Genomic DNA, 24,828 nt, shown 5'->3' with positions numbered 1-24,828 from the left:
GCCGCCGCCGGCGACCACAGCCGCATCGCCTTCCGGCCGACAAAGTGGAAACTCTTCAGAGACAACACAGAGCAGGCCGCAACGACCGCACCGGCAAGGGCCGAGCAGCAAGAAGCCGAGGAGAGCGCCGAAACGAAAGCCTTCGAGCTTGCCCGGACGGGCACCTGATCTCACCGGCCACCCGCCGACGAAGCGCGCCTGAGCTTCGTCGGCCGATTTCGGTTTGCTTCGATATGCGCTAAGCAGGGACGCCCGCGGCAAACCATTGCCGCGGAAACGGGAGAAGCGCATGACGATCGTCGACGACCTGAAACAAGCCCTCGGCGACATCGTCCTGACCGGAACCGAGATTGGCGAACGCCACCGCAGCGACGCCAGCCTGACCGGCCGCGAACTCCCGAAGGCCGTTATCCGACCAACAAGCAGCGAAGAGATCGCCGCAGTCCTCCGCCTCTGCAACGAGAACGGCCAGGCAGTTGTAGTCCAGGGCGGCCTGACCGGGCTTGCCGGCGGCGCCAATGCCGGCAGCGACGCGGTGGTGATTTCGCTCGAACGTTTCACCGGTATCGAGGAGATCGACCCGCAGGCCGGGACCATGACAGTGCGCGCCGGCACGCCGCTCGAGGTGGCGCAGCGCGCTGCAGAAGAGGCCGGCTTCCTGTTGCCGATCGATCTTGGTGCCCGCGGCTCCTGCCAGATCGGCGGCAATCTCGCCACCAATGCCGGCGGCATCCGTGTGCTGCGCTATGGCGTGACGCGCGACAACGTGCTCGGCCTCGAAGTCGTGCTGGCCGATGGGACTGTCATCTCGTCGCTCAACAAGATGATCAAGAACAACACCGGCTACGATCTCCGGCAGTATTTCATCGGCTCCGAGGGAACGCTCGGCGTGATCACCCACGCGGTCCTCCGTCTGCGGCCGCTGCCAGCCGGCCGGCTGACGGCGCTCTGTGCCCTCGACAGCTTTGATAATGTGGTTGCCTTCCTCACATATTGCCAGCGCCGCCTGCCGGGGCTCTCGGCCTTCGAGGCCATGTGGCAGAACTATTTCCGCTTCAACGCCGAGGCCGAAAAGCAGAAGCTTTTTGATGAAATTCCGCCTTTCGCCGTGATCGTCGAACAGGATCTCCTGGGTGACGACAGCGAGCGCGGTGCGTTCGAAGCCTTTCTCGGCGAAGCGCTCGAAGCCGGCATCATCAGCGACGCGCTGATTGCCCAATCGGAGAAGGAAAGCCGCTCGTTCTGGAACATCCGCGAGGGCCACGCGATGGACCAACTCTTGCCCGCGCTGATCAACCTCGATGTCAGCCTGCCGATCGGCGATATCGGCCGCTTCGCCGCGGAATGCGGCAAGGCGCTTTCCGCGCGTTTCCCGGCCGCCCACGTCTCCTTCTTCGGCCATGTCGCCGACAGCAACCTGCACATCGCCTTCTCGCAATCGGACAGTGACGCGGAAACGCCGCACATTGTCGACGGCATCGTCTATGAGATCGTACGACGTTACAAAGGTTCGATATCGGCCGAACACGGCATCGGCACGTTGAAGCGCGATTTTCTCGACCATTCGCGCAGCCCCGCCGAGCTCGAATTCATGCGGCGGATCAAGCACGCGCTCGATCCGAACGGCATCCTCAATCCCGGCAAGGTGCTCTGAAGCAACTCCAGGAAAAGTGTGAAGCGGTTTTCCGTCCGGAGTTGCGCCTTTCAGAGAGGCGGCTTCAGAGCCAGGAAGCCGGTGTCTTCGGCAGACGCCCCTCGGGATCGATGACCTTCAGCTCGGGGCCTTCACCTTCGTTCCAGTGCCAGAGCGCGACGCAGGTGCCGCCGGGCGACATGAACGAAGGATAAATCAGGCCAGCGAAGCCTTGGGCGCTGAGCTCCGCCTGCAGGCGGTGCGTCTCCGGCACGTGACCTCGATCAAGCGCGTCGCGCCATTCGCAACGGTGGATATCCGCGGTGACACCGAACACGGCCAGTTCATCCGCCGCGGTCAGATCGGCGAGCCGCGCATAGCGCAGCTCGAGCTGCGCGATCAGCGCCGGGTGTTGAACGAATCCCTGATTATATTCCGCCCAGGCAGTGGAGAGTTCGCGGGCCGCATAGATCGTCGGCGTCCCAACTGGATTCCACCGCCCGCCGAAGCGCGCAGCACCCTCACCGGAGAGCGGCGCATGTGCCCAGCGCGGGACATAGGCGCGCCACAGGCGCACCGGCTCGCCTCCCGCCATCAGGCGTAGACACCGGAACGCACGGCCTCGAGATAGGCGAGCACCTTGTCGGCCTTGCCTTGGCCGACAAGGTCATAGGCCGTCTTGCCGGCCCAGCCGGGGATCGGCTGGTGCTTGAACCAGATCACCGCGCGGCTGTCGTCCCCCGCCATCTCGCCGGCCATGGCGAGGATGCGCACGACGTTGCTTAACGCCGCATCGACCTTGCGGGCGCTGGACTTCGCCGTCAGCGTGTTGCGCGCGACCCCGATCAACTTCGCGAGCTCCGCAAGCGTCACGCCGAGGCGATCGGCGACCAGCCTTGCGGAGAGGAAGGACGAGTGGCTCTCGCCGTAGTGGGCGGCAGAAACATTGAAACTGACAGCAGCCATGGCAGAATCCGAGCCCTTTTTGATCATCATGCAATCAAAATAAGCTCAAAAGGCGCCCATTTCAAGGAAGGCCTATTGCCGCCAGGATGGCTCGCGCTTGTCAAAGAAAGCGCCGACACCTTCGCGGGCCTCGTCGGATTCCCAGCAATCAGCAAGCTGCTCGATGGTCGCGGCAATGGTGTCCCCGGTGATCGATGGTCCAAGCGAACGGGCCAACCGTTTGGCCCGCCCGGTCGCCTCGGGCGCCACTGCCAGATAGGGTTCGATCTCCGTTTCGACCGCTGCGTCCAGTGCATCGACCGCAGCAACGGCCGTGGCGAGCCCCAGGGCCCGCGCCTCTTCCGCACCGAAAAGGCGGGCGGACATGAACAGCGGCCGCGCCTTGCCCTCGCCGATGCGGGCGACGACATAGGGGCTGATGGTGGCCGGGATCAAGCCGAGGCGCGTTTCGGTCAAACCAAATTTGGCGTCGGCCGAAGCGACGGCCGCATCGCAGATGCTCATGAGGCCGACGCCGCCGCCGAAGGCGTTGCCGTGCAGGCGGCCGATCACCGGCTTGGCGATCTCGTTCAGCGCCTTGAACATCATCGCCAGCCGCGTCGCTTCGGCGATGCGGGTCGCCCGATCGGCATCGAACTGCTCACGCATCCAGCCGAGATCGCCGCCGGCGCAGAAGCTGCGGCCCTCGGCTTCCAGTATGACGGCCCGGACCGAGCGATCGTCCGAAAGCGAATGAGCGGCTTCGGTCAATTCGCCGATCATCTTCGCCGACAGTGCGTTGTGCTTCTGCGGTTGTGCCAGCGTCAGCCGCGCGACGCCGCGTGCGTCGGTCGCGATCCGGATCGTTTCGAGGGTCATGATCTTGTCCTCAAGGTCCGCGCGAAAGCGGCGGCCTGTTCGAGCTTCGCCGTGTCGAGGCCAGTCGAGAACCCCTTGCCGGTGACGAAGGCGTTGACGGCGAGTGTGTCGACATTGCCGGCCGCTCCAGGCGCATAGGGACATCCGCCGAGACCGCCGGCCGAGGCATCGAAGACCCGCAAACCGCGGTCGAGCGCCACGGCGATATTGTCGAGCGCGCGGCCGGACGTATCATGGAAATGTCCGGCAAGCCGCTCGGACCGAATGCGCTCCAGCACCAGCGCCAGCATCGCATCGACCGCCTCCGGTGTGCCGCGACCGATCGTGTCGCCGAGACTGATCTCGTAGCAGCCGAGATCATCGAGCAAGCCGGCGACATGCGCGGCACTGGCCGGCGCGATCGCACCCTCATAGGGGCATTCGACCACACAACTGACATAGCCGCGCAGCAAAAGCCCGCGCTCACGGCAGGCGTCGGCAATCGGGCGAAACCGCGCGATGCTTTCGGCGATCGAGCAATTGATGTTCTTCTGCGAGAAGGTTTCGGAAGCGGAGGCGAAGATCGCCACCTCGTCGGCGCCAACTTCAAGTGCTCCCTCAAGCCCGCGCATATTGGGCGTCAGCACGGCATAGCGCGTACCGGGTCGCCTGACAATGCCGGCCATCACCTCGGCGGCGTCGGCCATCTGCGGCACCCATTTCGGGCTGACGAAGCTCGTCACCTCGATCCGCTCATAGCCGCAGTCGGATAGCAGATCGACGAGGTGGATCTTGTCGGCAGTCGCAACGATACGGCTTTCATTCTGCAGCCCGTCACGTGGCGCCATTTCGACGATCGTCACATGCTCAGGCACCGCTCCGCTCATTCTGCGCTCTCCGCCTGGAGCATCACCAGCACGGCGCCGGCGCTCACCTGCTCGCCTTCACTGACCAGTACGCTCTCGACCACGCCGGCACGGGAGGCGGACAGCGTAAGCTCCATCTTCATTGCTTCCATGACGGCAAGCGCCTGCCCCTTTTCCACCGTATCACCGGGGCGGACCCGGATGAGCTTGACGATACCGGGCATCGGCGCCGACACCTCGTCGTCGGCCACTTCGCTCGAATGACCGCTGCCAAGCGCGTCGGGCAGGCGCAGGACATAAGTGTCACCGTTGAGGAACAGGGTGATCTGCTCGCCTTCGCGCAGGAAGCGGAACTCATGCTGCGCGCCGGAGATTTCGGCGCGGGCGCCATCGGTGAACCGGTCGAGGATCACCACGGGCAGAGCCGCAGTTCCGGTGTGGACCGCAAACTGGTCGCGGCCGCGGGCGGCGAGCGTCACAATCGCCCGGCCGCCTGCGTGCTCTATCGTGACGTTCCTGCTGGCGTCGCCCCAGATCTGCCAATGGCCGAGTGACGACCATGGATCGGCAGATCCATCCGGCAGCAAGGCGCCGGTGGAGACGATCGCCGCCAGTGCCAGCGCCGCGTCGCTTGGCGCCTTCGTTGCCGTGAGCTGATCGATGGAACGGTCGATGAGGCCGGTATCGGGATGCCCAGCGCGAAAATCCGGCTCGGCGGCAAGACGCGCCAGAAAATCGAGATTGGTAACCGTGCCGCCGATGCGGCACGCCCTCAATGCGCTTTCTAGCTTTGCCAACGCTGCCGATCGGTTCGGGCCATGAACGATCAGCTTGGCGATCAGCGGATCATAGAATGGCGTGATCCGGTCGCCCTGCCGCACACCGGCATCGACACGCACGCCATCTTCCGGAAAGCTCAGCGTCGTCAGCCGCCCGGTCGCCGGCAGAAAGCCGCGTGACGGGTCCTCCGCGTAGATGCGGGCTTCGAACGCCCAGCCGTCGATGCCGATCTCGCTCTGGCGTTTGGGCAGCGCTTCGCCGGCGGCGGCGCGCAACTGCCACTCGACGAGATCGATACCGGTGATCGCCTCCGTCACCGGATGCTCCACCTGCAAACGGGTGTTCATCTCCATGAAATAGAACTGGTCCGGCCAGAGCCCGTCCGTCACGTCAGCGATGAACTCGACTGTGCCGGCGCCAACATAGCCGATCGCCTGGGCTGCGCGAACCGCAGCATCGCCCATGGCGCGCCGCACTTCTGCGGTCATGCCGGGAGCCGGCGCTTCCTCGATCACTTTCTGGTGGCGGCGCTGCAGCGAGCAGTCGCGCTCGAAGAGGTGCAGGATATTGCCGTGCCGGTCGCCGAAGACCTGGACTTCAATGTGCCGGGGTTTCGTCAGGTATTTCTCGATCAGCACCGAGCCATCGCCGAAGGCGGCTTCCGCCTCGCGGCGCGCCGCCTCGAGCGCGGCTGGAAACTCGGCGGCGCTGTCGACGCGCCGCATGCCCTTGCCGCCGCCGCCGGCGCGTGCCTTGATCAGCACCGGATAACCGACATTCACGGCTTCGTTCGCGAGAAAGTCCGCATCCTGCCGCTCGCCGTGATAACCGGGGACGACCGGCACACCGGACTGCTCCATCAGCGCCTTGGCGGCATCCTTCAGCCCCATGGCGCGGATCGCCCGCGCGGATGGCCCGACGAAGGTGATCCCGGCCGCCTCGACGGCGTCGGCGAAATCGGCATTCTCCGAGAGAAAACCATAGCCCGGGTGGATCGCATCCGCACCGACCGCGCGTGCGGCAGCGATGATGCGCTCGGCCGACAGATAGCTTTCGAGTGCCGGCGGCGGGCCGATGCGGATCGCTTCGTCGGCGAGCGCCACGTGCAGCGCACCGACATCGGCATCGGAATAGACGGCGACCGTACGAATGCCGAGACGCTTGGCGGTGCGCATCACCCGGCAGGCGATCTCACCGCGATTGGCAATCAGGAGTTTGGAAAACATCGGCATCCTCGGCCCCTATCGCGCAGCGATCACATCGATTTCGAGCAACCAGCCGGCATCGAAAATGCCGGCGATCGCCACGGTCATGGCGGGTGCGAGCGCGCCCAGATATTCCTGGCGGGCAGCACGGTTGGCCATGGTGTACTGGCGGTCGGCAAGCAGGACCGTCACCTTGACGATATCGGACTTCGTCATACCCGCCGCCGTCAGCTGGGCGTCAATGTTCGCCCAGACCTGGCGCGCCTGCGCCTCGAAACCCTCCGGCAATGCGTCTTCGGCCGTCAGCGGCACCTGGCCGCTGACAAAGAGCAGGCGCTCGAAATCTTCAAGGCACACGGCCTGCGAATAGCCGCCGCGCGGTTGAGGTGCATTCTTGGCGTTGATGTTCTCGCGCTTCATCAGTTCATCCCTACATCCTGAAGAGGCCGAAGCGCGTGTCTTCGATCGGCGCGTTGAGCGCTGCCGAAAGCGACAGGCCCAGCACATCGCGCGTCTTGCGCGGATCGACGACACCGTCGTCCCAAAGTCTTGCCGAGGCATAGAGCGGATGGCTCTGGCGCTCGAAGAGATCGAGGATCGGCTGGCGGAAACGCGCCTCCTCCTCTTCGCTCCAGGGCGTGCCCGCCCGCTTCAGCGCCTCGCTGCGCACGGTCGTCAAGACGCCGGCCGCCTGTTCGCCGCCCATCACCGAGATACGGCTGTTCGGCCAGGTCCAGAGGAAGCGCGGCGAAAAGGCGCGGCCGCACATGCCGTAATTGCCCGCGCCGAAGGAGCCGCCGACGAGCATGGTCACCTTCGGGACCCGCGCCGTCGCCACCGCCGTCACCAGCTTGGCGCCGTGCTTGGCGATGCCTTCTGTCTCGTACTTCCGCCCGACCATGAAGCCGGTGATGTTCTGCAGGAACACGAGCGGGATCTTGCGCTGAGCGCAGAGCTCGACGAAATGCGCGCCCTTCAGTGCGGATTCCGAGAACAGCACGCCGTTGTTGGCGATGATGCCGACCGGAATGCCATGGACATGGGCGAAGCCGCAGACGAGCGTCGTGCCGTAGCGCGCCTTGAACTCGTCGAAACGGGAGCCGTCGACGACGCGGGCGATGACCTCGCGGATATCGTAGGGCGTGCGCAGATCGGAAGGCACGATGCCGGCAATTTCGTGCGGATCGTAGAGCGGCGGTTCAGATGCCGCGAGTTCGACCGACAGCGGCTTGTGCCGGTTGAGCGCGGCGACAGCCCGACGCGCCAGCGCCAGCGCGTGGGCGTCGTCTCGCGCCAAGTGATCGGCCACGCCGGAAAGGCGGGTATGCACATCGGCGCCGCCGAGATCCTCCGCCGAGACCACCTCGCCGGTCGCCGCCCTGACGAGCGGCGGGCCGGCGAGAAAGATCGTACCCTGGCCCTCGACGATGATCGTTTCGTCGGACATCGCCGGCACGTAGGCGCCGCCGGCCGTGCACGATCCCAACACCACAGCGATCTGCGGAATGCCGGCAGCCGACATGTTGGCCTGGTTGTAGAAGATCCGGCCGAAGTGATCCCTGTCCGGGAAAACCTCGTCCTGGTTCGGCAGATTGGCGCCACCGGAGTCAACGAGATAGATGCACGGCAGATGGTTTTCCGCGGCGATCTCCTGCGCCCTGAGGTGCTTCTTCACCGTCAGCGGATAGTAGGTACCGCCTTTGACCGTCGGATCGTTGCAGACGATCATGCATTCGCGGCCCGACACCCGGCCGATGCCCGTGATCAGTCCGGCCGCCGGCGCATCGCCATTGTACATGCCGTGCGCGGCCGTCATGCCGACTTCGAGGAACGGCGTTGCGGGATCGATGAGATTGGCCACCCGGTCGCGCGGCAGAAGCTTGCCGCGGCTGACATGGCGCTCGCGCGCGGCATCGCCGCCGCCGCCGGCCGCAAGCTTCACGGCCTCCTCGACCGTCACGATCGCCTCGGCCATGGCCGCCTGATTGGCCCTGAACGTTTCGGAGGACGGTGAGATGTGAGATTTCAGAACGGTCATGAGGTCCTCATTGGATCGAGTTCGGCCGCTTTCGTCTCATCCCGCTCTAGCTCGTCTCGGTGAACAGTTCCCGGCCGATCAGCATGCGGCGGATTTCGCTGGTGCCGGCACCGATCTCGTAGAGCTTGGCATCGCGCAGCAGACGACCCGCCGGGTAGTCGTTGGTATAACCGTTGCCGCCAAGCGCCTGGATCGCCTCGAGCGCGAGCGCCGTCGCCTTCTCGGCCGCGTAGAGTATGCAACCCGCCGCATCCTTGCGCGTCGTCTCGCCGCGATCGCACGCCGCCGCCACCGCATAGACATAGGCGCGTGCCGCGTTCGCCGTCACATACATGTCCGCGAGCTTGCCCTGCATCAGCTGGAACTCGCCGATCGCCTGGCCGAACTGCTTGCGCTCATGCAGATAGGGGACGACGACATCAAGGCAAGCGGCCATGATGCCGAGGGGACCGGCCGAAAGCACGACGCGCTCGTAGTCGAGCCCAGACATCAGTACGCGGACGCCGCCGCCGATGGTGCCGAGCACGTTTTCCTCCGGAACCTCGCAGTCTTTAAAGATCAGCTCGCAGGTGTTGGAACCGCGCATGCCGAGCTTGTCGAGCTTCTGGCCGGTGGAAAATCCGGCATAGCCTTTTTCGACCAGGAATGCGGTGATGCCGCGCGGACCGGCCGCCGGATCGGTCTTGGCATAGACGACGAACACGTCGGCGTCGGGGCCATTGGTGATCCACATCTTGTTGCCGTTGAGCACATAGCGGTCACCGCGCTTGTCGGCCCTCAGCGTCATCGAGACGACGTCCGAGCCGGCGCCGGGCTCCGACATCGCAAGCGCGCCGACAAATTCGCCGGAGATCAGCTTCGGCAGGTAACGCGCCTTCTGGTCGTCATTGCCGTTGCGGTTGATCTGGTTGACGCAAAGATTGGAGTGGGCGCCGTAGCTGAGGCCGACCGAGGCCGACGCGCGGCTGATCTCCTCCATCGCCACACAATGGGCGAGATAGCCCATGCCGGCACCGCCATGCTCCTCGCCAGCGGTGATGCCGAGCAGGCCGAGTTCGCCCATCTCGCGCCAGAGCTGCATCGGAAATGCGTTGTTGCGATCGGTTTCATCCGCCAATGGCGCGATGCGGTCCATTGCGAAGCGTCGCACGCTCTCGCGCAATGCGTCGATGTCCTCGCCAAGTGCGAAGCTCAATCCGCCCTGAAACATGTTTATCCTCCCATCGTGCCTGCCGCGCGGTCTCCTCCCACAGCGGCCGTACGATAACGCTCCATCCTCTACGCGGATCGCGGCGAATGCAATGATATCAACGCCGCGACATGGCCGGACGATAGCACCGCGTTCCGCTAATTTCCTTCCAAAGAGGGGCGAAGCCAAGCACGATATGAAAATCCGGAGGCGCCCACCGATTGCATCCTGTGCGTGAAGCGGTCACCGGGCGCTCGCGCTGCCGCTACCGGCATGGATCGCCCGCTCGGAAACCGACTGAGAATCCTGCGGTTGGTTTAGAGATGGCGGCGGGTCAGTTCTTGTTCGGCCAGATTTCCTGGGTATCGCCAATGGCCGCCAGGCCCTGCATGGCATCGCGATTGCCCGTGGCCGCAAGTGCCTCGAAGATGCGCCGCGCCTCGTCATAGCGCTTGAGATTCATATATGCATAGCTGCGCAGCACCATGAGGTCCTGGCGCCGGCTCGAAATCTGCCCGAGCTGGTCGAGAAACGGGATCGCCTCGCCGTAACGCTCCGCGTCGAAGGCCGCGATTGCGCGATCGGCCAGAATGGCCGTCTGCAACTCTTCAACCCGCCCCTGGCTCTGTCGCGACTTGGTCGCGGAAACCGCGGCCTTGAGGTCTCGGCCAAGGCCTGGGCGACATGCCAGAGCACATCCACCTCCGAGCAGCTGAGAAGGCTCGACGAACTGGCGGCGACCGAGATCACGGTCTCATATTGTTTGAGTTGGGAGGCGTTCACCAATCGGGCACGCGCCTCGGCCACGTTGAGCCGCTCCAGGAAATCCGATGGTGGCTGCCGGAACTGACCGGAGCTACTTCGGGCGCTAGCGGCCGTCCGCGGCGTCCAGTCGGGCAAGCTCAGCGAGCGCAGCATGGATCACGTCCCGCGGCGGCGGAGCGATGTCGACAGTCACGGTCAAAGGCTCGCCGACAGGGTCTTCCAGCGTCGCGAGCTGCGTGTCGAGCAACGAGGCGGGCATGAAATGTCCCGTCCGGCGCTGCATCCGCCCGACAAGGACGTCGCGATCGCCGTGCAGGTAGACGAAAGCGACGGGCTTACCGGCACCTTCGCGCAGAAGATTGCGATAGCTGCGCTTCAGCGCCGAGCAGGAGACGACGATAGGCGCATCACCCGATGCCAGCTGCCGGCCGATCTCCTCCAGCCACGGCCAGCGGTCTGCATCGCTGAGCGGAATGCCCGCCGACATCTTGCGGATGTTTTCCTCGGGATGCAGCGCATCGCCCTCGACGAAACGGTAACCGCAGGCGACGGCGATGGCCTCACCGACCGAGGTCTTGCCGGTACCAGACACACCCATCACCAGGATTGAACCGGGAAATGTCAGGCGGACGCCAGGCTTTGACGTATGGTCGTTCGACATGGGCTGCACCTCGCTCCTTGCATCCGTCGCACTGAACCTTCCTGATACCTTTGCGACAACGGACGAACAAGGCAGTTCGTGCAAGTCTCGGGCGGCGCCGCAAACCGCAGCGCCTGGACGGGCAACGTCGTTGACGCCCTCGTCATCGGGCGCCAGGCCGTAGCTCATGCTGCGCATCTGGGCGATCACCCGCTCCATCTCGTCATCCGGCAGAATGGGCGGTCACTAAAGGACATCGAGTAAATCACCCGGCCAGCGTTTCCTCGGTCAAGCACATCATTTTACAAAAAATCCTCTGTACAACTTACAAAATTCCACGTATTAATTGGCAGTGGATACAGTAGACAGAAAAATCATCGAAATTCTCGCTGAAGACGCAAGGCGGTCGCTGACCGACATCGGCGCCGCGGTGGAGCTTTCGCCCTCCGCCGTCAACGAGCGCATTCGTCGGCTCGTCGCCAATGGCGTGATCCGAAACTTCACGCTTGAAGTCGACCATCGCGCGCTTGGCCTCGACGTGCTTGCCTTCGTCTGGGTCGGCCTGGCGCCCGATGCGGACGAGGCGGCGTTCCGCGCTTTCATGGCCGATCATCCGGCCGTGGCCGAATGCCACCACGTCACCGGCGCCTGGTCCTATTGCGTCAAGGTCCGGATGCCGTCGCTCGGCGACCTTGAGCCGTTCCTTGCCGAACTGAAGCGACGCCGGTTCCTGGCGCGAAGCGAAACGGTGATCGCGCTGTCGACCGTGCGGGAAAGCCTGGCAACGACCGCGCCGCGCGCCTGAACGGACGCGTAAAGACTGCTGAAACATTTTTGAACTGCCGCACATGTTCCATCCTTGATCTGGATGGATTGAGCATGGTGCGGCCGGAGCCCTATGCCCATGTCTACGTTGCTGTTTGGAAAAAGCCTCCTGGTCGGTCTCGCGGTCGCGGCCCCACTCGGCCCCATCGGAGCGCTCTGCATCAACCGTACGCTGGAGCGCGGCTTCTGGGCGGGCGTCGCCGGTGGGCTGGGAACAGCCGCCGCCGATGCCACCTATGCAGCCCTTGCCGCGATCGGTTTTGCCGCCTTTGCGGCGGTGCTTTCCATGATCGCAACGCCGCTCGGCCTCGCCGGCGGACTGTTCATGATCTGGCTCGGCTGGAGCGGATTGCGGCCGAAACCGGTGACGGCCGCGGCCGACGTCGGCGGACGCGATCTCGTCCGCACGACCATCGCCACCTTTTTCCTGACGATGACCAGCCCGGCGACAATCCTCTCCTTCGCTGCGATCTTTGCCGGCCTCGGCCTTGCCGAAGCAGGCGATGCGCTGAGCGCCGCCATCGTCGTCGTGGGCGTCTTCCTGGGCTCGCTCGGTTGGTGGTTTTTCCTAAGCGGCGGGGTGGCGATCGCCCGGACACGGCTGCCGGACAGCTTCGTCGCCTGGGTGTCGCGCCTTTCCGGCCTGGTCCTGATCGCCTTCGGCATCATCGCCATCGCCGCCGCCGCCAAGGGGTTGGTCTAGAACAGTTGGCGCAGCCTGGCCGCGTTTCTCATCAAGTCGCGGGCTTCACGGCCTCCACGTGCCACCACTTGGGCCGTGCGGAGCGGTAGCTGTGGCCGGTCGGGATCAAGTCGGCGGAATTCGTCTTGTCGAAGATGCCGAGCAGCAAGGCAACGACCGGTGCATCGTCGATCGCCCCAATACTGCTGCCGCAGGCCGGGCAGAAGGCGCGGCTGGAATAGTCGGACGAGCGGTAGACCGAAGGGGCGCCGCCCGGACCGGTCCACGCAATCACGTCCTTGTCGAATTCGACCCACGCCACCGTCAGCGCGCCCGAATGGCGCTGGCACATCTTGCACGAACATGTGTGCGGCTTGCCGGACGCCCCTTTGGCCTCGAAGCGGATTGCTCCGCAGAGGCAGCCTCCGGTGAAAAGCGGTTTCTTCTTCCCAGCGGCAACGGTCGCCATAGGCCAATCTCCAGCAGCATACATGATTCGAAATGCGCCTACCGTTCGTTGCATAGGCCGCCAAAGAAAGCCGAGGGGCGGGGGCGAAATGCGCCCGGTTCAATAGAACCAGGCGCCGATGTCGCGAAACGCCCGCTTACTCTGGTCGCGTCGGTTGCCCTCGGGCGCAGCTTTGCCGTCGGCAACGGGAAGACGGAAACCGAAGGGCTCGGACGGCACCCCACCACGATCGCACCAATAGGCATCGAGATCAGCCATCATCATCTTCCGTCGCTTGAGGCGACGGCGATTGATCACATGCCTTTCGTTCGAAACCGCATGGATTGAGGCCGTGTGGCCTTCCGCCACCAGCCCCTGGAGGACGAGCAGTGCCGCATCCTTGGGGCGCAGACCGCCAAGATCGCGTGTTGCCGTTATCAGCGCTCGTTTCGCGTCTTCGCCCTTCGGCCCCTGCATGCCGCCCATCGCAAGGCTGTATGTATCGTCGTTACAGCGGACGAAGACGAAACCGACTGTGCAAAGCGTGTATTCGTCACTCTGACGACGAAGCCGGATTGCAAAGGCGCCTTCGTGGCGGGCACCGCAATGATCCGCCAATTGCAGCTGAATGCGATAGTTTTCGCTGCGACCGGAGACCGTTCCCATCTCCAGCGTGCCACCGCGCCAGAGCGCCATCAGCGAGCGGCGCGAGAGGACTTCGCTTGCAACGTCGAAATGATTGAGCATCAAGTCGAGCCGCTCTGACGAGGATGCACCGTTCAGGAAGAAGGTCGGGATCGATTTGCGCACGAGATCGTCGTGCGGCAGCCCCAGGCGATAGCGTTCGCCGAACTCGCCGAGAAAGGCGATCCAGCGCGCCGTAAGCAAGGGGTGGCGCACAAATCGCATCGAAAAGACGACGGCACGTTTCAGGCTCACCCGGAGGCCGAGCGTCAGGACGTGACCCAGGATCGATACCTTGGCTTGCGACCGATCCCTGACGACCGGCCCAGAAACCGAGCGTCCGGAAGACGATAGCGGCTCACCGCCAAAAGTCGTGTTGTCTTGAGCGGGCAACCGCAGATCGGCGCTGTATTCCTGCCTGATTTCCAGGGACATGGTGCAATCCTTGAGAGCAAACTCTGCCGGCCGGATTATTCGGCCAGCCTCGGTTTGCCCGTAGACTGTCAAGGATTTGCGGAGAAGTGGTCGGCAATTGAGCGCGGTACCTGCGGGCCGGGCGCCACGTCCGGAGGAGCTGACGCCCTCCGCGCTCGGCGCCAGGAAGCGGCACTGCCGGCGCCGGGCCTTAGGCTGGGATGGGGCGCGGCAGGACGATCGTGATCACGGCGCCACCGCCGGCGCGGGACGCGAATTCCAGCCGCCCGCCATGCGCCTTGGCGATCGCCTGCACCACGGAGAGACCGAGGCCGGTGCCTCCCGTTGCCCGCGACCGCGAGGCATCGCCGCGCCAGAAAAGATCGATCGAATGGGTCGAGACATCGTCCGGCAGGCCGGGACCGCGATCCAGTAACCGGATGAAGGCCTCGTCGGCGCCGCGTCGGCCCGTCTCGCACCGCAGCACACCGCCGCTTGCCGCGTAGCGGGTGGCGTTTTCGATCAGTGCCAGCAGAGCCTGGCGCAGGCGTTGCGAATCTCCCGAGACCCGGACCGGTTCCAGCGCCGTTTCGACCGACATGCCGGCGGAGCCGAGCAAGGTGCAGGACGCGCCGAGAACCTGGGTCGCCTCGGCGGCGAGATCGACCGATTGACATTGCGTCACCAGTTTCTGGCCGGCGGCGAGCGAAAGGGTGCGCAAGTCCTCGACCAGGGCGGAAAGCCCCTCCACCTGAAGCAAGAGTTGCTGGATCCTCTCCTGTTCGAGAGGAAAGACGCCGTCGGCCATGCCCTGAAGGTTGCCCTGAAGGATCGTCAGCGGCGTGCGCAGCTCGTGGGCCACCGCCATCGTGTTGAAACGCAGCCGGCTCTCCATGTTTTCAAGCTCGGCCGCCAGTTCGTCGAAGGTCTTCACGAGCGTTGCCACCTCCTTTGCACCCTTGCGGATCGATCCGACGCGCACGGCGAAATCGCCCGCCCTGAGGTTTTGCGTCGCCTGGGCGAGCACCTCGAGCGGCCGGCTGATCTTGCGCGCCAGCCAGTAGCCGGCGAGACCGCAAAAGGTCACCGCGGTCGCCCCGAAGCCGAGGATGATCTTGTCCACCTCCCAGTTTGCCCACTCCTCGAGTTCGGGCATGGTCGAAAGCAGTTTCTGCAGCGATTCCTGGCTCGGCAGCTTGCCGGAATTGAAATCGGTATAGGCCTGAGCCGCTTCCGGCGGCATCCGCTCCAAGAGCCGCGCCTCCAGCCGCGGCTCCATGTAGTCGACGCCGGCATAGATGATGAACACGCTGATGATCAGCAGGACGATCGTCACCAGGGCCGTGAGAATGCCGAGCGGCAAGCGCGAGAGGCTGATCTTCATCTTGGCTCCACGAAACGATAGCCGACACCGCGAACTGCGCTGAAGAGGCCGCTGGCGCCGAGATCTTCAAGCTTGCGCCTGAGATTGGCGATATGGGTATCAACCGTGCGGGCCAGCGCATCGCTGTCCGGCAGGCAGGCGTCGAGGATGTCGGCGCGGTCGAAGGCATGCGTCGGGCGGCGGATCATATGGGCCAGGATGCGGAACTCGCTGAGCGTCAGCGGCACCGAGTGGCGGTGGCCGCTCTTCTCGACGAAGGCGACATGGGCATCGAGATCGACTTCCACATTCTCGAAGCGAAGCACCGTCGCGCCGGCACCATTTCGGGTGCGCCGGAGCACCGCGTTGACGCGTGCCACCACCTCCTGCGGATTGAACGGCTTGACCACATAGTCGTCGGCCCCAAGTCTCAGGCCGGTCAGCCGGTCGAGATCCTCGGCCAGAGCCGTGACCATGATGACCGGCGTGTTGCCTTCACGTCGAAGGCGGGCGAGGACTTCGAAGCCATCGAGCTTCGGCATACGCACGTCAAGCAATACCAGGTCGGGCGACAGCACCGCATGATGCGTCAACGCCGTCTCGCCATCGGCGGCACGCACCGTCCTGAAACCATCGCGCACCAGATAGGCGTCGAGGATCTGCGCGATCTCCGGCTCGTCCTCCGCCAAAAGGATGAGACCCTTGTCGACCATAAAGCAACTCCCTGGCCCGATGTTGTGATCAGCAGCTTATGGGCTGAATAGATTCGAGTTGCAATTCGTCCGGGCAGCACTGCCGCCCTTTACCTGACCTTCCGGATAGAGCCCCCGACAAATCTCCGCTGTTTCTTGACAATCGGCACCGAGGCGTCCGGCACACTGATAGGTGGCGCCGCCAGCGACAACCAAAAGCTGTAGCCAACAATCACCCTGCTCTGCGCGTCAAGCTCTCCCTGATCCTCCACCTAGCCTTGACAGAGCAAAGCAAATGTCCGGCCCGCACACACCGACAACCTACGAGCGACCGGCATGCCCAGCTTCTTTCCCTCCACAGTAACATCTTCAAACAGCATCCGATGGTTGCGCGCGAGCCCGCGTCAATGGGCTGGGCAAGCCCGTGCCCGCGTTGAAGATCAGCCCATCGCCGTTGCCGGCGCGCTGACCATTTGTGCCGCCTTCGTCTTCATGGCCTTTCCCGGCATCGACCTCGTCGTTTCGCGCTGGGCCGCATCCGCGGCAGGTGATTTCCCGCTTTCCCGGGAGCCCGTACTCAGGGCACTTCGCGACTTCAATCGCGTCCTGCCCTTCTTCATTCTGCCCTGCGTCCTGGCGCTGTTGACCATGCAGGCGATTGCACCGCGCCGCCGATTGCTGCGGCCGCACAAGGCACTGTTCTTTCTCACCTTCTACGCCATTGGCCCCGGGCTGCTCATCCAGGCCCTGAAGCGGCTGATCGGCCGCGCCCGCCCCTACGACATCACGGATTTCGGTGGCACCCTGCCGTTCACGCCCGCCTGGCAGGTCTCAAGCGCCTGTTCGCGCAGCTGTTCCTTCGCGTCAGGCGAGTCCGCAACGGCGATTGCCCTCATAGCGCTCGCGCTGCTTCTGCCCCTTCCGTGGCGACGCCTGGTGGTCATCGCGCTCATCCCGCTGATCCTCGCCTTCTCGCTCAACCGGATCGTGTTTGGTGCTCACTTCCTCTCCGACGTCGTGCTCGCCTGGCTGTTGATGCTGTGGCTGATGACGTGGCTCTGGGCGGTCTTCGCCGACAATGGCGAACGCATCGATGCCGCCGTCCAATGGCTCGGAGGCAAAATCCGAAGGCCGCCGACGCTCGATGTCAATGTCAGCTCGGAAAGATCAGCTCAACGGTCGTTCCCCTCCCGGGCTGGGACAGGATACGGGCGTCGCCCCCGCTTTGCCGGACGAAGCCATAGACAACGGCGAGGCCGAGACCGGCGCCACCTTCCTCGTCACGCGTGGTGAAATAGGGCTCGAACGCCTTGTCCACGGCCTCTGGAGACATGCCGATCCCATTATCGGTGACCGACACAACGACATCGGTCTCCACTCCCGCAGCACGGATCAGGATCGTCCCGCCCTCAGGCATCGCGGCAACGGCATTGAGGCAGAGATTGAGGATCGCCTGCTCGAAGAGGGCGGCATCGAGATGCACGTTGGGCAGGCCTTCGGCAATTTCGAAGGCGAGACGGCATTTTTCGCCGACGGCGATTTCCAACACGTCCGCCATCCCACGCAACACAGCGCCGACCTCCAGCGCGCCCGGCTGGATCGGGTGCTGGCTGCCGACGGACAGCATGCTGCTCGCAAGCGAGCGCCCGCGATCGGCGGCCTTGCGAATGCGGGCGATGTGACGCTTCTGCCGATCGTTGAAACCGGTGTCCCGTTCCAGCAACCCCAGGCTGCCGGTGATGATGCCGATCATGTTGCCGACTTCGTGGCTCACCTGATGCGTCATGCGCATGATGCCGTCCAGCCGCTGCGCCTTTGCCGCTTCGGCCTCCTGCCGGTCCATGTCGGTCACGTCCCTGGCCAGCAGCACGATGCCGCGATCCGGCTGCCGCGACAGTGAGACCTCTGTCACGCGGCCCGCGTCGGAGCGATGCCGCAGGACAAGTCGGTCGCCGAGTGTGCCCGCGTCGCGATCGGCGGGCAGCAGAGCCGGGTCGATCTCGGGCATCGGGCTCACGAAATTGCGCAGCGGCAGCTTCCTTGCCGAGCCCGGCCAGCCGACAAGCTCCATGACGCGGCGGTTCATCGTGATCGGTCTGCCGCTGGGATCGAAGAGCGCGATGCCTTCGTTCATGTTGCGAAAGGTTGAGCGGATGGTGCGTGCGGCGGCCTCGGCCGTACGTCGGAGCCGCGAAACACGCTCGACGCTTTCGCGAAAGGCACTGAAGGCTTCGAGCAGCCGGACGAGCTCCGTTTCCGTCCCCTTGTATGTCGGCGCATCGACGTCCCGGCGCCCCTCCGCAAGTGCGTTCATCCCATTGGATAGCGAAACGATGCCTCGCGACACGCGCATGACCGAGCGAATGGAGAAGATCGCCATGACAAGCACGAGCAGTGCCGCGACGGCGACGATGACGAGCAGGCGGCTCAGAGCATTGGAGGTCGAAACGAGATCATCATTGAGGCCGCGGGCGACGGCCTCGCTCTGTGTTTCCGTCGCATGCGAGAGGTCGCGCGACACGGTGTGCAATCGCGCGACGGCCGCGCGAATGGCGAACATCTCCAGGAGGTATTGGGTCTGCGCTTCGAAGACCCGTTCATAGGGCGCGAGTTCGTTGGCGGAGACCCGGATATCGGGTGCCGCATGCTCAAGGCGCGGCACCGTTTCGGCAATGTAGCGGCGGCGCAATTCGCCGAGCTGGAACAGACTGTCGGAGTTGGATGCCGATTGCACGATCCCATTGAGGCGGCGGCGGAAATCGGCATCGGCCATGCCGCTGCCGGTCGCGATCTCGCCAAGTGCGGCTGCCGCTTCGGCCTTGTGCTGCTGCGCCGATTCCGCGTCGCCGGCGAGCGTCATCGTCTGCGTGCGGATGGTCTCCAGAAGCTCGACGATATGCCCGCTGGCAAAACCTTTGACCGCCGCATCGCCGTTCTGCGGCGCCATGGCGCGCAACAGCGCATCGACCTGCGCGACCACCGAGTGGCTTTCGCTCGAAACCCGGTAGGGCGAAGTGGCGTTCATCAGAAACGGCGCGCTCGACACAAGATCGGAAACCTGGCGCGACACGAGCGAGGCCTTGGCAAGGCTGGTGAACGCCTGCAGCCCGTAGGCCGCCATCTCGTCACGCGCCCGTTGCAGACCAAAAACTGCGACCGTCGCAAGGCCGAAGACCAGCACGCAGATGAAGGCGATAGCGAACGGGAGCCGGAAGGCAATCGACGAGAGAAAAGGGCGAACGATCACGACTTCGGCTCGCCGTCGTCGGTATCGAGCACGTAGCCCTTGCCGCGTCTCGTCTTGATATGGCGCGGCAGGTCGGGATTGCGCTCGATCTTGCGCCGGAGCCGGAGCACGAGCACATCGACGTTGCGGTCAATGTAGCGGTCGCTTTCGGCGCCGAGGCGGTCGAGGATCTGCGCACGGCCGACCGGCATGTTCGGCGTCTCTGCGAGGATTTCGAGAAGCGCGAACTCGGCACTCGTCAGCGACCTCGACGGATCGGTCAGGCAAATCGCCCGGCGGCTCCTGAGATCGATCGACCAGTCGCCGAGCTTCATCGATGCCGGCTCGGTCTCGCGTTCGCTTTCCCGCTCCGGCTTGAACGAGGGATTAGTGCGACGAAGAACGGCCTTGATGCGCGCCGTCAACTCGATCGGCTCGAACGGCTTGACGACGTAGTCATCCGCCGCCGTCTCCAAACCCAGCACCCGGTCCGCAGCACTGCCTGCCGCCGTCACCATGACGATGCCGATATTGGTGCGGGCCCGCAGCCTTTGCGCAAAGGTGCGGCCCGAAGTGCCCGGCAAATTGTGGTCGACAAGCACGAGATGCACCGTCTCGCGCGCCAGGACATTGGCTGCTGCTTCCGCCGACGGCGCGGTCAGGGGCAGCCAACCTTCTGCCTCCACCAGATCGGAAATAAGCTCCGCCATGTCCGGATCGTCCTCGACGATCAGAATCCGTATCCTGTCACTCAGCATGCACGTCCTCCCGCCCCCATCATAGGCGGGGCCGTCCCAATGTTCAAAGCGGCTCGCATTATGTGATTTGTCATATTTGTAATCTTTGTAACTTTGAACCGGCGGAGAGCGCCCAAGGCTGTAAGAACGGTAACCATTCTCCGATTGCGGCAGGCGGGGAATATCGACATCCTGACTGCGGAGATTGGGACGGCAGCGTTCCAAATGGGAGGACATCGTGAGAGGCATCACCGCTATCGGCGGGTGCGTGGCCCTGTGGCTGTGCACCGCCACAACAGGCATGACGGCGCCGGCACTCACCGTGCTGTGCGGTGTCGACGAAGCATGGTGCGCGACGATGAAGACGGCGTTCGAGACGAAGTCCGGCCTCGAAATCTCGATGACCCGCAAGAGCACCGGCGACATCCTCAACCAGCTGCGGGCCGAGAAAGACGCGCCGACCGTCGATGTCTGGTGGGGCGGCACCGGCGACACCCATCTGCAGGCCGGATCCGAGAACCTGCTCGAACCCTACAAGCCGGCGCACGAACGCGACATGCTGCCCTGGGCGAAAAACTTCTTCGCCATTTCCGGCGGCCGATCGGCGGGAATCTATGCCGGCGCGCTCGGTTTTGCCTATAATTCCGACCTCTTGCATGCCCTGAAGCTGCCGGCCCCGACCTGCTGGAAGGATCTCGCGGACAACGCCTACCGCGGCCGCATCCGCAGCGGCAACCCGAATTCCTCCGGCACCGCCTTCACCACGCTCGCAACCCTGGTGCAGCTTTTCGGCGAAGACGAAGCCTTCCGTTTCCTGTTCGCGCTCAATCGCAACATCGACCAATACACGACCGCCGGCTCCGCCCCCGTCAAAGCGGCAGCGCGCGGGGAAACGCTGATCGGCATTTCCTTCATGCATGACGCGGTCACCCAGAAGCAGGCTGGCTCGCCGCTCGTCATCGTCGCGCCCTGCGAGGGCACTGGCTACGAAATCGGCGCCGTCAGCATCGTTAAGGGTGCCCGTCATCTGGAGGCGGCGAAAAGCTTCGTTGACTTCGCGCTGAGCCCGGAGGGCCAGGGCACCGGCGCGGCCTCGGGCCAGAACCAGGTGCCGTCCAATGCGCGCTCGAGCCTGCCGCTCGCCGCACCCGATATCTCGATGATCAAAATGGTCGACTACGACTTCGCCACCTTCGGCTCGCCGGAAGAGCGAAGTCGCTTGCTCAAAAGGTTCGACGCGGAGATCACAGCGACGAACTGACCGGGCCGCATAAACTGGGTCAGGATGGGCGCGGATAACCGCACGGACTTTTCCTCATCTCGCTCCAGCAAACCACAAATCCGAAATCGTGAACGTGCCGCCTGGCGGGCAGCCGATGGCAGCGCCGTGTCTCGTTCACGCCAAGCTTCAGAACAGGCAACAGGAGGATGCCCCAATGAAAACAACGACCCTTTCCCTCATGCTTTTTGCCGGCACGGCGCTCGCCGCGCTTCCGGCTCAAGCCGCCGGCAGCCTCAACCTCATCTGCTCGGCAGACGTGGTGATCTGTGAGCAGATGACCGGCGATTTCCAGAAGGAGACCGGCATCAAGGTCAACATGGTTCGCCTGTCGTCCGGCGAGACCTATGCCAAGATCCGCGCCGAAGCCCGCAACCCGAAGACCGATATCTGGTGGGCCGGCACCGGCGACCCGCATCTGCAGGCCGCCTCCGACGGCCTGACGCTCGAATACAAGTCGCCGATGCTGGATCAGCTTCAGGATTGGGCAAAGAAGCAGGCCGAAGGCTCGGGCTATCGCACGGTCGGCGTCTATGCCGGTGCGCTCGGCTGGGGCTACAACACCGAGATCTTCTCGAAGAAGGGGCTGAAGGAACCCAAGTGCTGGGCCGACCTGCTCGACGCATCGTTGAAGGGCGAGATCCAGATGGCGAACCCGAACTCGTCCGGCACCGCCTATACTGCGCTTGCCTCGCTGGTGCAGATCATGGGCGAAGACCAGGCCTTCGACTATCTGAAGAAGCTCAACGGCAATATCGCGCAATACACCAAGTCGGGTTCCGCACCGGTGAAGGCGGCGGCGCGTGGCGAAGCCGGCCTCGGCATCGTCTTCATGCACGACGCGGTGGCCCAGACCGCCGAAGGCTTCCCGGTCAAGTCGGTCGCGCCCTGCGAAGGCACCGGCTACGAGATCGGCTCCATGTCGATCATCCGCGGCGCCAAGAATCTGGAGAGCGCCAAGGCCTGGTATGACTGGGCGCTGAAGCCCGAAGTGCAGTCGCGCATGAAGGACGCCAAGTCCTTCCAGTTGCCGTCCAACAAGTCGGCCGAAGTGCCGAAGGAAGCGCCGAAGTTCGAGGACATCAAGTTGATCGACTACGACTTCGCCACCTTCGGCGACGCCGAGAAGCGCAAGGCGCTGCTCGAGCGCTGGGATCGCGAAGTGGGCACCAGCGCCAACTGATCGCAGGATCGGCCGGCCGGAAAAGCGATCCGGCCGGCACCCCGGCATAGACGTTAGTTCGTCGGCTCCGGTATCTGATCGGGCGCCCTAACGGCATTCCATTTTCATCTCAATTCACGCGAGGACCATCATGGAACATCGCAACCGCAGGCTCGACCTCACCCTCGGGCTCGGACTGGCCGCTTTCCTGCTGGTCCCCTGGTATCGCATCGAAGGTGGCTTCTTCGGCCTTGGCTGGCTCGCCAGCTTCCCATCCGACCCCGCCGTCGCCCCCGGCCTGGCACAGATCTTCGCCCATGGCCGCGCCTGGCTTGGCGTGGCGTTTCTGCTCTTGGCCGTCTCGGCGGCAGCACGCTTTATCCGCGACCCTGGCCGCCGCGGATTGGTGCTCGCGATCTCCGGCGCCGCCGGTGTCGTATTTCTCGCGCTTCAGGGACTGGCGATCGGTTTCACCGGCTGGACCTGGATGATCACCGAGGCCCTGTTCGGCCCTCTCTCCGACGGTCAACCCTCGATGGGCGCCGGCGCCGTGATCGCGGCACTCACCTTCGTGTTGCTCTTCGCCTTCGGGCTTGCGGAGCGTGGCGTGCTCAAGGGCGACGCCTTCATCGTCGCGGCGATTTCGCTGCTCGTCTGCCTCGTCATCGTCTTCGTCTTCTATCCGGTCGGCAGCATGTTCGCGGCGTCCGTGCAGGATTTCGACGGCTCGTTCAAGCCTGACGGTTTCATTCGCAACATCCAGGACGGCTCGATCTGGAGCTTGAGCTGCGTCATCGGCGAAGGCCGCTGCGGCGTCGCCTGGCGCACCCTGTGGCTGGCGCTGATGACCGCATCAGGCTCGACGCTCCTTGGCCTTGCCTTCGCGCTTGTGGCCACCCGCACGCGCTTTCCCTTCAAGAAGGGCATGCGGCTCCTGACGGTGCTGCCGATCATTACCCCGCCCTTCGTCATCGGCCTGGCGCTGACGCTGCTCTTCGGCCGCGCCGGCGTCGTCACCGAGTTTCTGTCCGATGCCTTCGGCATCGAGCCCGGCCGCTGGCTCTACGGCCTTACCGGCATCTGGATCGCCCAGGTTCTCTCCTTCACGCCGATCTCCTTCCTCGTGCTGATCGGCGTCGTCGAGGGCGTCAGCCCGTCGATGGAAGAGGCGTCGCAGACGCTCCGCGCCGATCGCTGGCGCACCTTCTGGAACGTCTCCCTGCCGCTGATGAAACCCGGCCTTGCCAACGCCTTTCTCATCGGCTTCATCGAAAGCATGGCCGATTTCGGCAACCCGCTGGTGCTCGGCGGCAGCCACGGCGTGCTTTCGACCGAGATCTTCTTCGCCGTCGTCGGCGCCCAGAACGATCCGTCCCGCGCAGCGGTACTCGCGATCATCCTGCTCTGCTTCACGCTCTCGGCCTTCCTTGCCCAGCGTTACTGGCTTGCGGGCAAGAACTATTCGACCGTTACCGGCAAGGGCGACTCCGGCGCCCACAGCGCGCTTCCACGCTCGCTGTCGATCGGCGTCCACGCCGTCGTCATCCCGTGGATGATCTTCACAGTCGTCGTCTACGGCATGATCCTCTTCGGCGGTTTCGTGAAGACCTGGGGCCTCGACAACTCGCTGACCCTCGATCACTACGCCAAGGCTTTCTCGATCTCGTTTGCCGACGGCGCGATCGCCTGGACCGGTGTTGCCTGGAACTCCTTCTGGACGACCATGGAAATCTCGCTGATTGCAGCACCCCTGACAGCACTCGTGGGCCTGCTGACCGCCTACCTCATCGTGCGCCAGCGCTTTGCCGGCCGTGGTGTCTTCGAGTTCGCGCTGATGCTGAGCTTTGCCATTCCCGGCACCGTCATCGGTATCAGCTACATCATCGCGTTCAACCTGCCGCCGCTCGAAATGACCGGCACGGCGCTGATCCTCGTCGCCTGCTTCGTCTTCCGCAACATGCCGGTCGGCGTGCGCGGTGGCATCGCGGCCATGAGCCAGCTCGACAAGAGCCTCGACGAGGCGTCGCTGACGCTTCGGGCAACGAGCTTCCGGACGCTGCGAAAGGTCATCCTGCCGCTCTTGCGGCCGGCGATCGTCGCAGCGCTCGTCTATTCCTTCGTCCGGGCGATCACCTCGATCAGCGCCGTCGTCTTCCTCGTCAGCGCCGAATACAACATGGCCACCGCCTATATCGTCGGCCTTGTCGAAAACGGCGAGTTCGGTGTTGCGATCGCCTATTCCTCGGCCCTCATCCTGGTGATGATCACCGTCATCACCGGCCTGCAACTGCTTGTCGGCGAACGCAAGCTGAGGCGCGAAAACCGCGTCCTCAGTGCCGCTCCGGCGCGTTCGTCCGCCACCACCATCTCCCAGGAGAAAACCGCATGAGCACCCAC

At 64.3% G+C, this 24,828-nt stretch carries 21 protein-coding genes and 2 pseudogenes; 7 read left to right on the top strand and 16 right to left on the bottom strand.

Features of this window, described 5'->3' with window-relative positions:
* The first annotated feature begins 289 nt into the window (after positions 1 to 289).
* Entirely contained in the window at positions 290 to 1,654 is a 1,365-nt protein-coding gene (locus tag AC3WWH_RS31870) for an FAD-binding oxidoreductase (protein ID WP_058320694.1), read from the top strand.
* A gap of 64 nt (positions 1,655 to 1,718) precedes the next feature.
* Here the strand turns inward: AC3WWH_RS31870 and AC3WWH_RS31865 are convergent, their stop codons facing one another.
* From AC3WWH_RS31865 to AC3WWH_RS31820, 10 genes and pseudogenes are all read right to left on the bottom strand, one after another.
* Positions 1,719 to 2,228, bottom strand: coding sequence for an RES family NAD+ phosphorylase (locus AC3WWH_RS31865; protein ID WP_058320695.1), 510 nt, complete (start codon positions 2,226 to 2,228; stop codon positions 1,719 to 1,721).
* Positions 2,228 to 2,599 carry an antitoxin Xre/MbcA/ParS toxin-binding domain-containing protein gene (locus AC3WWH_RS31860; RefSeq protein WP_058320702.1) on the bottom strand — a complete coding sequence of 124 codons (372 nt, stop codon included), beginning with the start codon at positions 2,597 to 2,599 and terminating at the stop codon, positions 2,228 to 2,230. Before AC3WWH_RS31860 ends, AC3WWH_RS31865 begins: the two co-directional genes overlap by 1 nt.
* A 72-nt stretch (positions 2,600 to 2,671) precedes the next feature.
* Positions 2,672 to 3,457, bottom strand: a complete 786-nt coding sequence (locus AC3WWH_RS31855) for a crotonase/enoyl-CoA hydratase family protein (protein WP_058320696.1) — start codon at positions 3,455 to 3,457, stop codon at positions 2,672 to 2,674.
* Positions 3,454 to 4,323, bottom strand: a complete 870-nt coding sequence (locus AC3WWH_RS31850; protein WP_058320697.1) for a hydroxymethylglutaryl-CoA lyase — start codon at positions 4,321 to 4,323, stop codon at positions 3,454 to 3,456. The genes AC3WWH_RS31855 and AC3WWH_RS31850 overlap by 4 nt, the downstream gene beginning before the upstream one ends.
* Positions 4,320 to 6,308 carry an acetyl/propionyl/methylcrotonyl-CoA carboxylase subunit alpha gene (locus tag AC3WWH_RS31845; protein WP_058320698.1) on the bottom strand — a complete coding sequence of 663 codons (1,989 nt, stop codon included), beginning with the start codon at positions 6,306 to 6,308 and terminating at the stop codon, positions 4,320 to 4,322. Before AC3WWH_RS31845 ends, AC3WWH_RS31850 begins: the two co-directional genes overlap by 4 nt.
* Positions 6,309 to 6,323: 15 nt before the next feature.
* Positions 6,324 to 6,707 carry a RidA family protein gene (locus AC3WWH_RS31840; protein WP_058320699.1) on the bottom strand — a complete coding sequence of 128 codons (384 nt, stop codon included), beginning with the start codon at positions 6,705 to 6,707 and terminating at the stop codon, positions 6,324 to 6,326.
* A gap of 10 nt (positions 6,708 to 6,717) precedes the next feature.
* A complete protein-coding gene (locus AC3WWH_RS31835) occupies positions 6,718 to 8,325 on the bottom strand; it encodes a carboxyl transferase domain-containing protein (protein ID WP_492377482.1) in 1,608 nt (535 codons plus the stop codon).
* Between the two features lie 46 nt (positions 8,326 to 8,371).
* Positions 8,372 to 9,535 (bottom strand): isovaleryl-CoA dehydrogenase, encoded by a 1,164-nt coding sequence (locus AC3WWH_RS31830; protein ID WP_058320701.1) that lies wholly within the window; start codon positions 9,533 to 9,535, stop codon positions 8,372 to 8,374.
* 313 nt (positions 9,536 to 9,848) lie between these two features.
* A pseudogene (locus AC3WWH_RS31825) lies at positions 9,849 to 10,184 on the bottom strand (tetratricopeptide repeat protein); the annotation flags it as partial.
* A gap of 198 nt (positions 10,185 to 10,382) precedes the next feature.
* Positions 10,383 to 10,940, bottom strand: coding sequence for a gluconokinase (locus tag AC3WWH_RS31820; RefSeq protein ID WP_058323165.1), 558 nt, complete (start codon positions 10,938 to 10,940; stop codon positions 10,383 to 10,385).
* Between the two features lie 331 nt (positions 10,941 to 11,271).
* Here AC3WWH_RS31820 and AC3WWH_RS31815 point away from each other — a divergent pair, with 331 nt between their 5' ends.
* Positions 11,272 to 11,724: an Lrp/AsnC family transcriptional regulator gene (locus AC3WWH_RS31815; RefSeq protein ID WP_058323114.1), complete on the top strand. Its 453-nt coding sequence runs from the start codon at positions 11,272 to 11,274 to the stop codon at positions 11,722 to 11,724.
* 99 nt (positions 11,725 to 11,823) lie between these two features.
* Positions 11,824 to 12,447, top strand: a complete 624-nt coding sequence (locus tag AC3WWH_RS31810) for a LysE family translocator (protein ID WP_058323115.1) — start codon at positions 11,824 to 11,826, stop codon at positions 12,445 to 12,447.
* Positions 12,448 to 12,478: 31 nt separating this feature from the next.
* Here the strand turns inward: AC3WWH_RS31810 and AC3WWH_RS31805 are convergent, their stop codons facing one another.
* The 4 genes from AC3WWH_RS31805 to AC3WWH_RS31790 form a co-directional block, all read right to left on the bottom strand.
* Entirely contained in the window at positions 12,479 to 12,895 is a 417-nt protein-coding gene (locus tag AC3WWH_RS31805; RefSeq protein ID WP_058323116.1) for a GFA family protein, read from the bottom strand.
* Between the two features lie 99 nt (positions 12,896 to 12,994).
* A complete protein-coding gene (locus AC3WWH_RS31800) occupies positions 12,995 to 13,993 on the bottom strand; it encodes a DUF535 family protein (RefSeq protein WP_492377481.1) in 999 nt (332 codons plus the stop codon).
* Between the two features lie 190 nt (positions 13,994 to 14,183).
* Positions 14,184 to 15,356: an ATP-binding protein gene (locus tag AC3WWH_RS31795; protein WP_492377480.1), complete on the bottom strand. Its 1,173-nt coding sequence runs from the start codon at positions 15,354 to 15,356 to the stop codon at positions 14,184 to 14,186.
* A complete protein-coding gene (locus tag AC3WWH_RS31790) occupies positions 15,353 to 16,048 on the bottom strand; it encodes a response regulator (RefSeq protein ID WP_058323118.1) in 696 nt (231 codons plus the stop codon). The genes AC3WWH_RS31795 and AC3WWH_RS31790 overlap by 4 nt, the downstream gene beginning before the upstream one ends.
* Positions 16,049 to 16,363: 315 nt before the next feature.
* Between AC3WWH_RS31790 and AC3WWH_RS31785 the strand changes: the two are divergent.
* Positions 16,364 to 17,095: pseudogene (locus AC3WWH_RS31785) on the top strand (phosphatase PAP2 family protein); the annotation flags it as partial.
* An 85-nt stretch (positions 17,096 to 17,180) separates the two neighbouring features.
* Here the strand turns inward: AC3WWH_RS31785 and AC3WWH_RS31780 are convergent.
* On the bottom strand, positions 17,181 to 19,274 hold the full coding sequence (locus AC3WWH_RS31780; RefSeq protein ID WP_492377479.1) for a two-component system sensor histidine kinase NtrB: 2,094 nt from the start codon (positions 19,272 to 19,274) through the stop codon (positions 17,181 to 17,183).
* Positions 19,271 to 20,011 carry a response regulator transcription factor gene (locus tag AC3WWH_RS31775; protein ID WP_058323120.1) on the bottom strand — a complete coding sequence of 247 codons (741 nt, stop codon included), beginning with the start codon at positions 20,009 to 20,011 and terminating at the stop codon, positions 19,271 to 19,273. The genes AC3WWH_RS31780 and AC3WWH_RS31775 overlap by 4 nt, the downstream gene beginning before the upstream one ends.
* Positions 20,012 to 20,228: 217 nt before the next feature.
* Here AC3WWH_RS31775 and AC3WWH_RS31770 point away from each other — a divergent pair, with 217 nt between their 5' ends.
* From AC3WWH_RS31770 to AC3WWH_RS31760, 3 genes are all read left to right on the top strand, one after another.
* A complete protein-coding gene (locus tag AC3WWH_RS31770) occupies positions 20,229 to 21,251 on the top strand; it encodes an ABC transporter substrate-binding protein (RefSeq protein WP_492377478.1) in 1,023 nt (340 codons plus the stop codon).
* A 175-nt stretch (positions 21,252 to 21,426) separates the two neighbouring features.
* On the top strand, positions 21,427 to 22,452 hold the full coding sequence (locus AC3WWH_RS31765; protein WP_058323122.1) for an ABC transporter substrate-binding protein: 1,026 nt from the start codon (positions 21,427 to 21,429) through the stop codon (positions 22,450 to 22,452).
* A gap of 130 nt (positions 22,453 to 22,582) precedes the next feature.
* Complete coding sequence (locus tag AC3WWH_RS31760) at positions 22,583 to 24,820, top strand: ABC transporter permease (protein WP_058323123.1); 2,238 nt, start codon at positions 22,583 to 22,585, stop codon at positions 24,818 to 24,820.
* Positions 24,821 to 24,828 lie beyond the last annotated feature (8 nt).

This window comes from Ensifer sp. EB106-03-01-XG145 (genome assembly GCF_058792075.1).
Note: the sequence above shows the minus strand (reverse complement) of the source record. Positions and strands in the feature narration are given on the sequence as shown.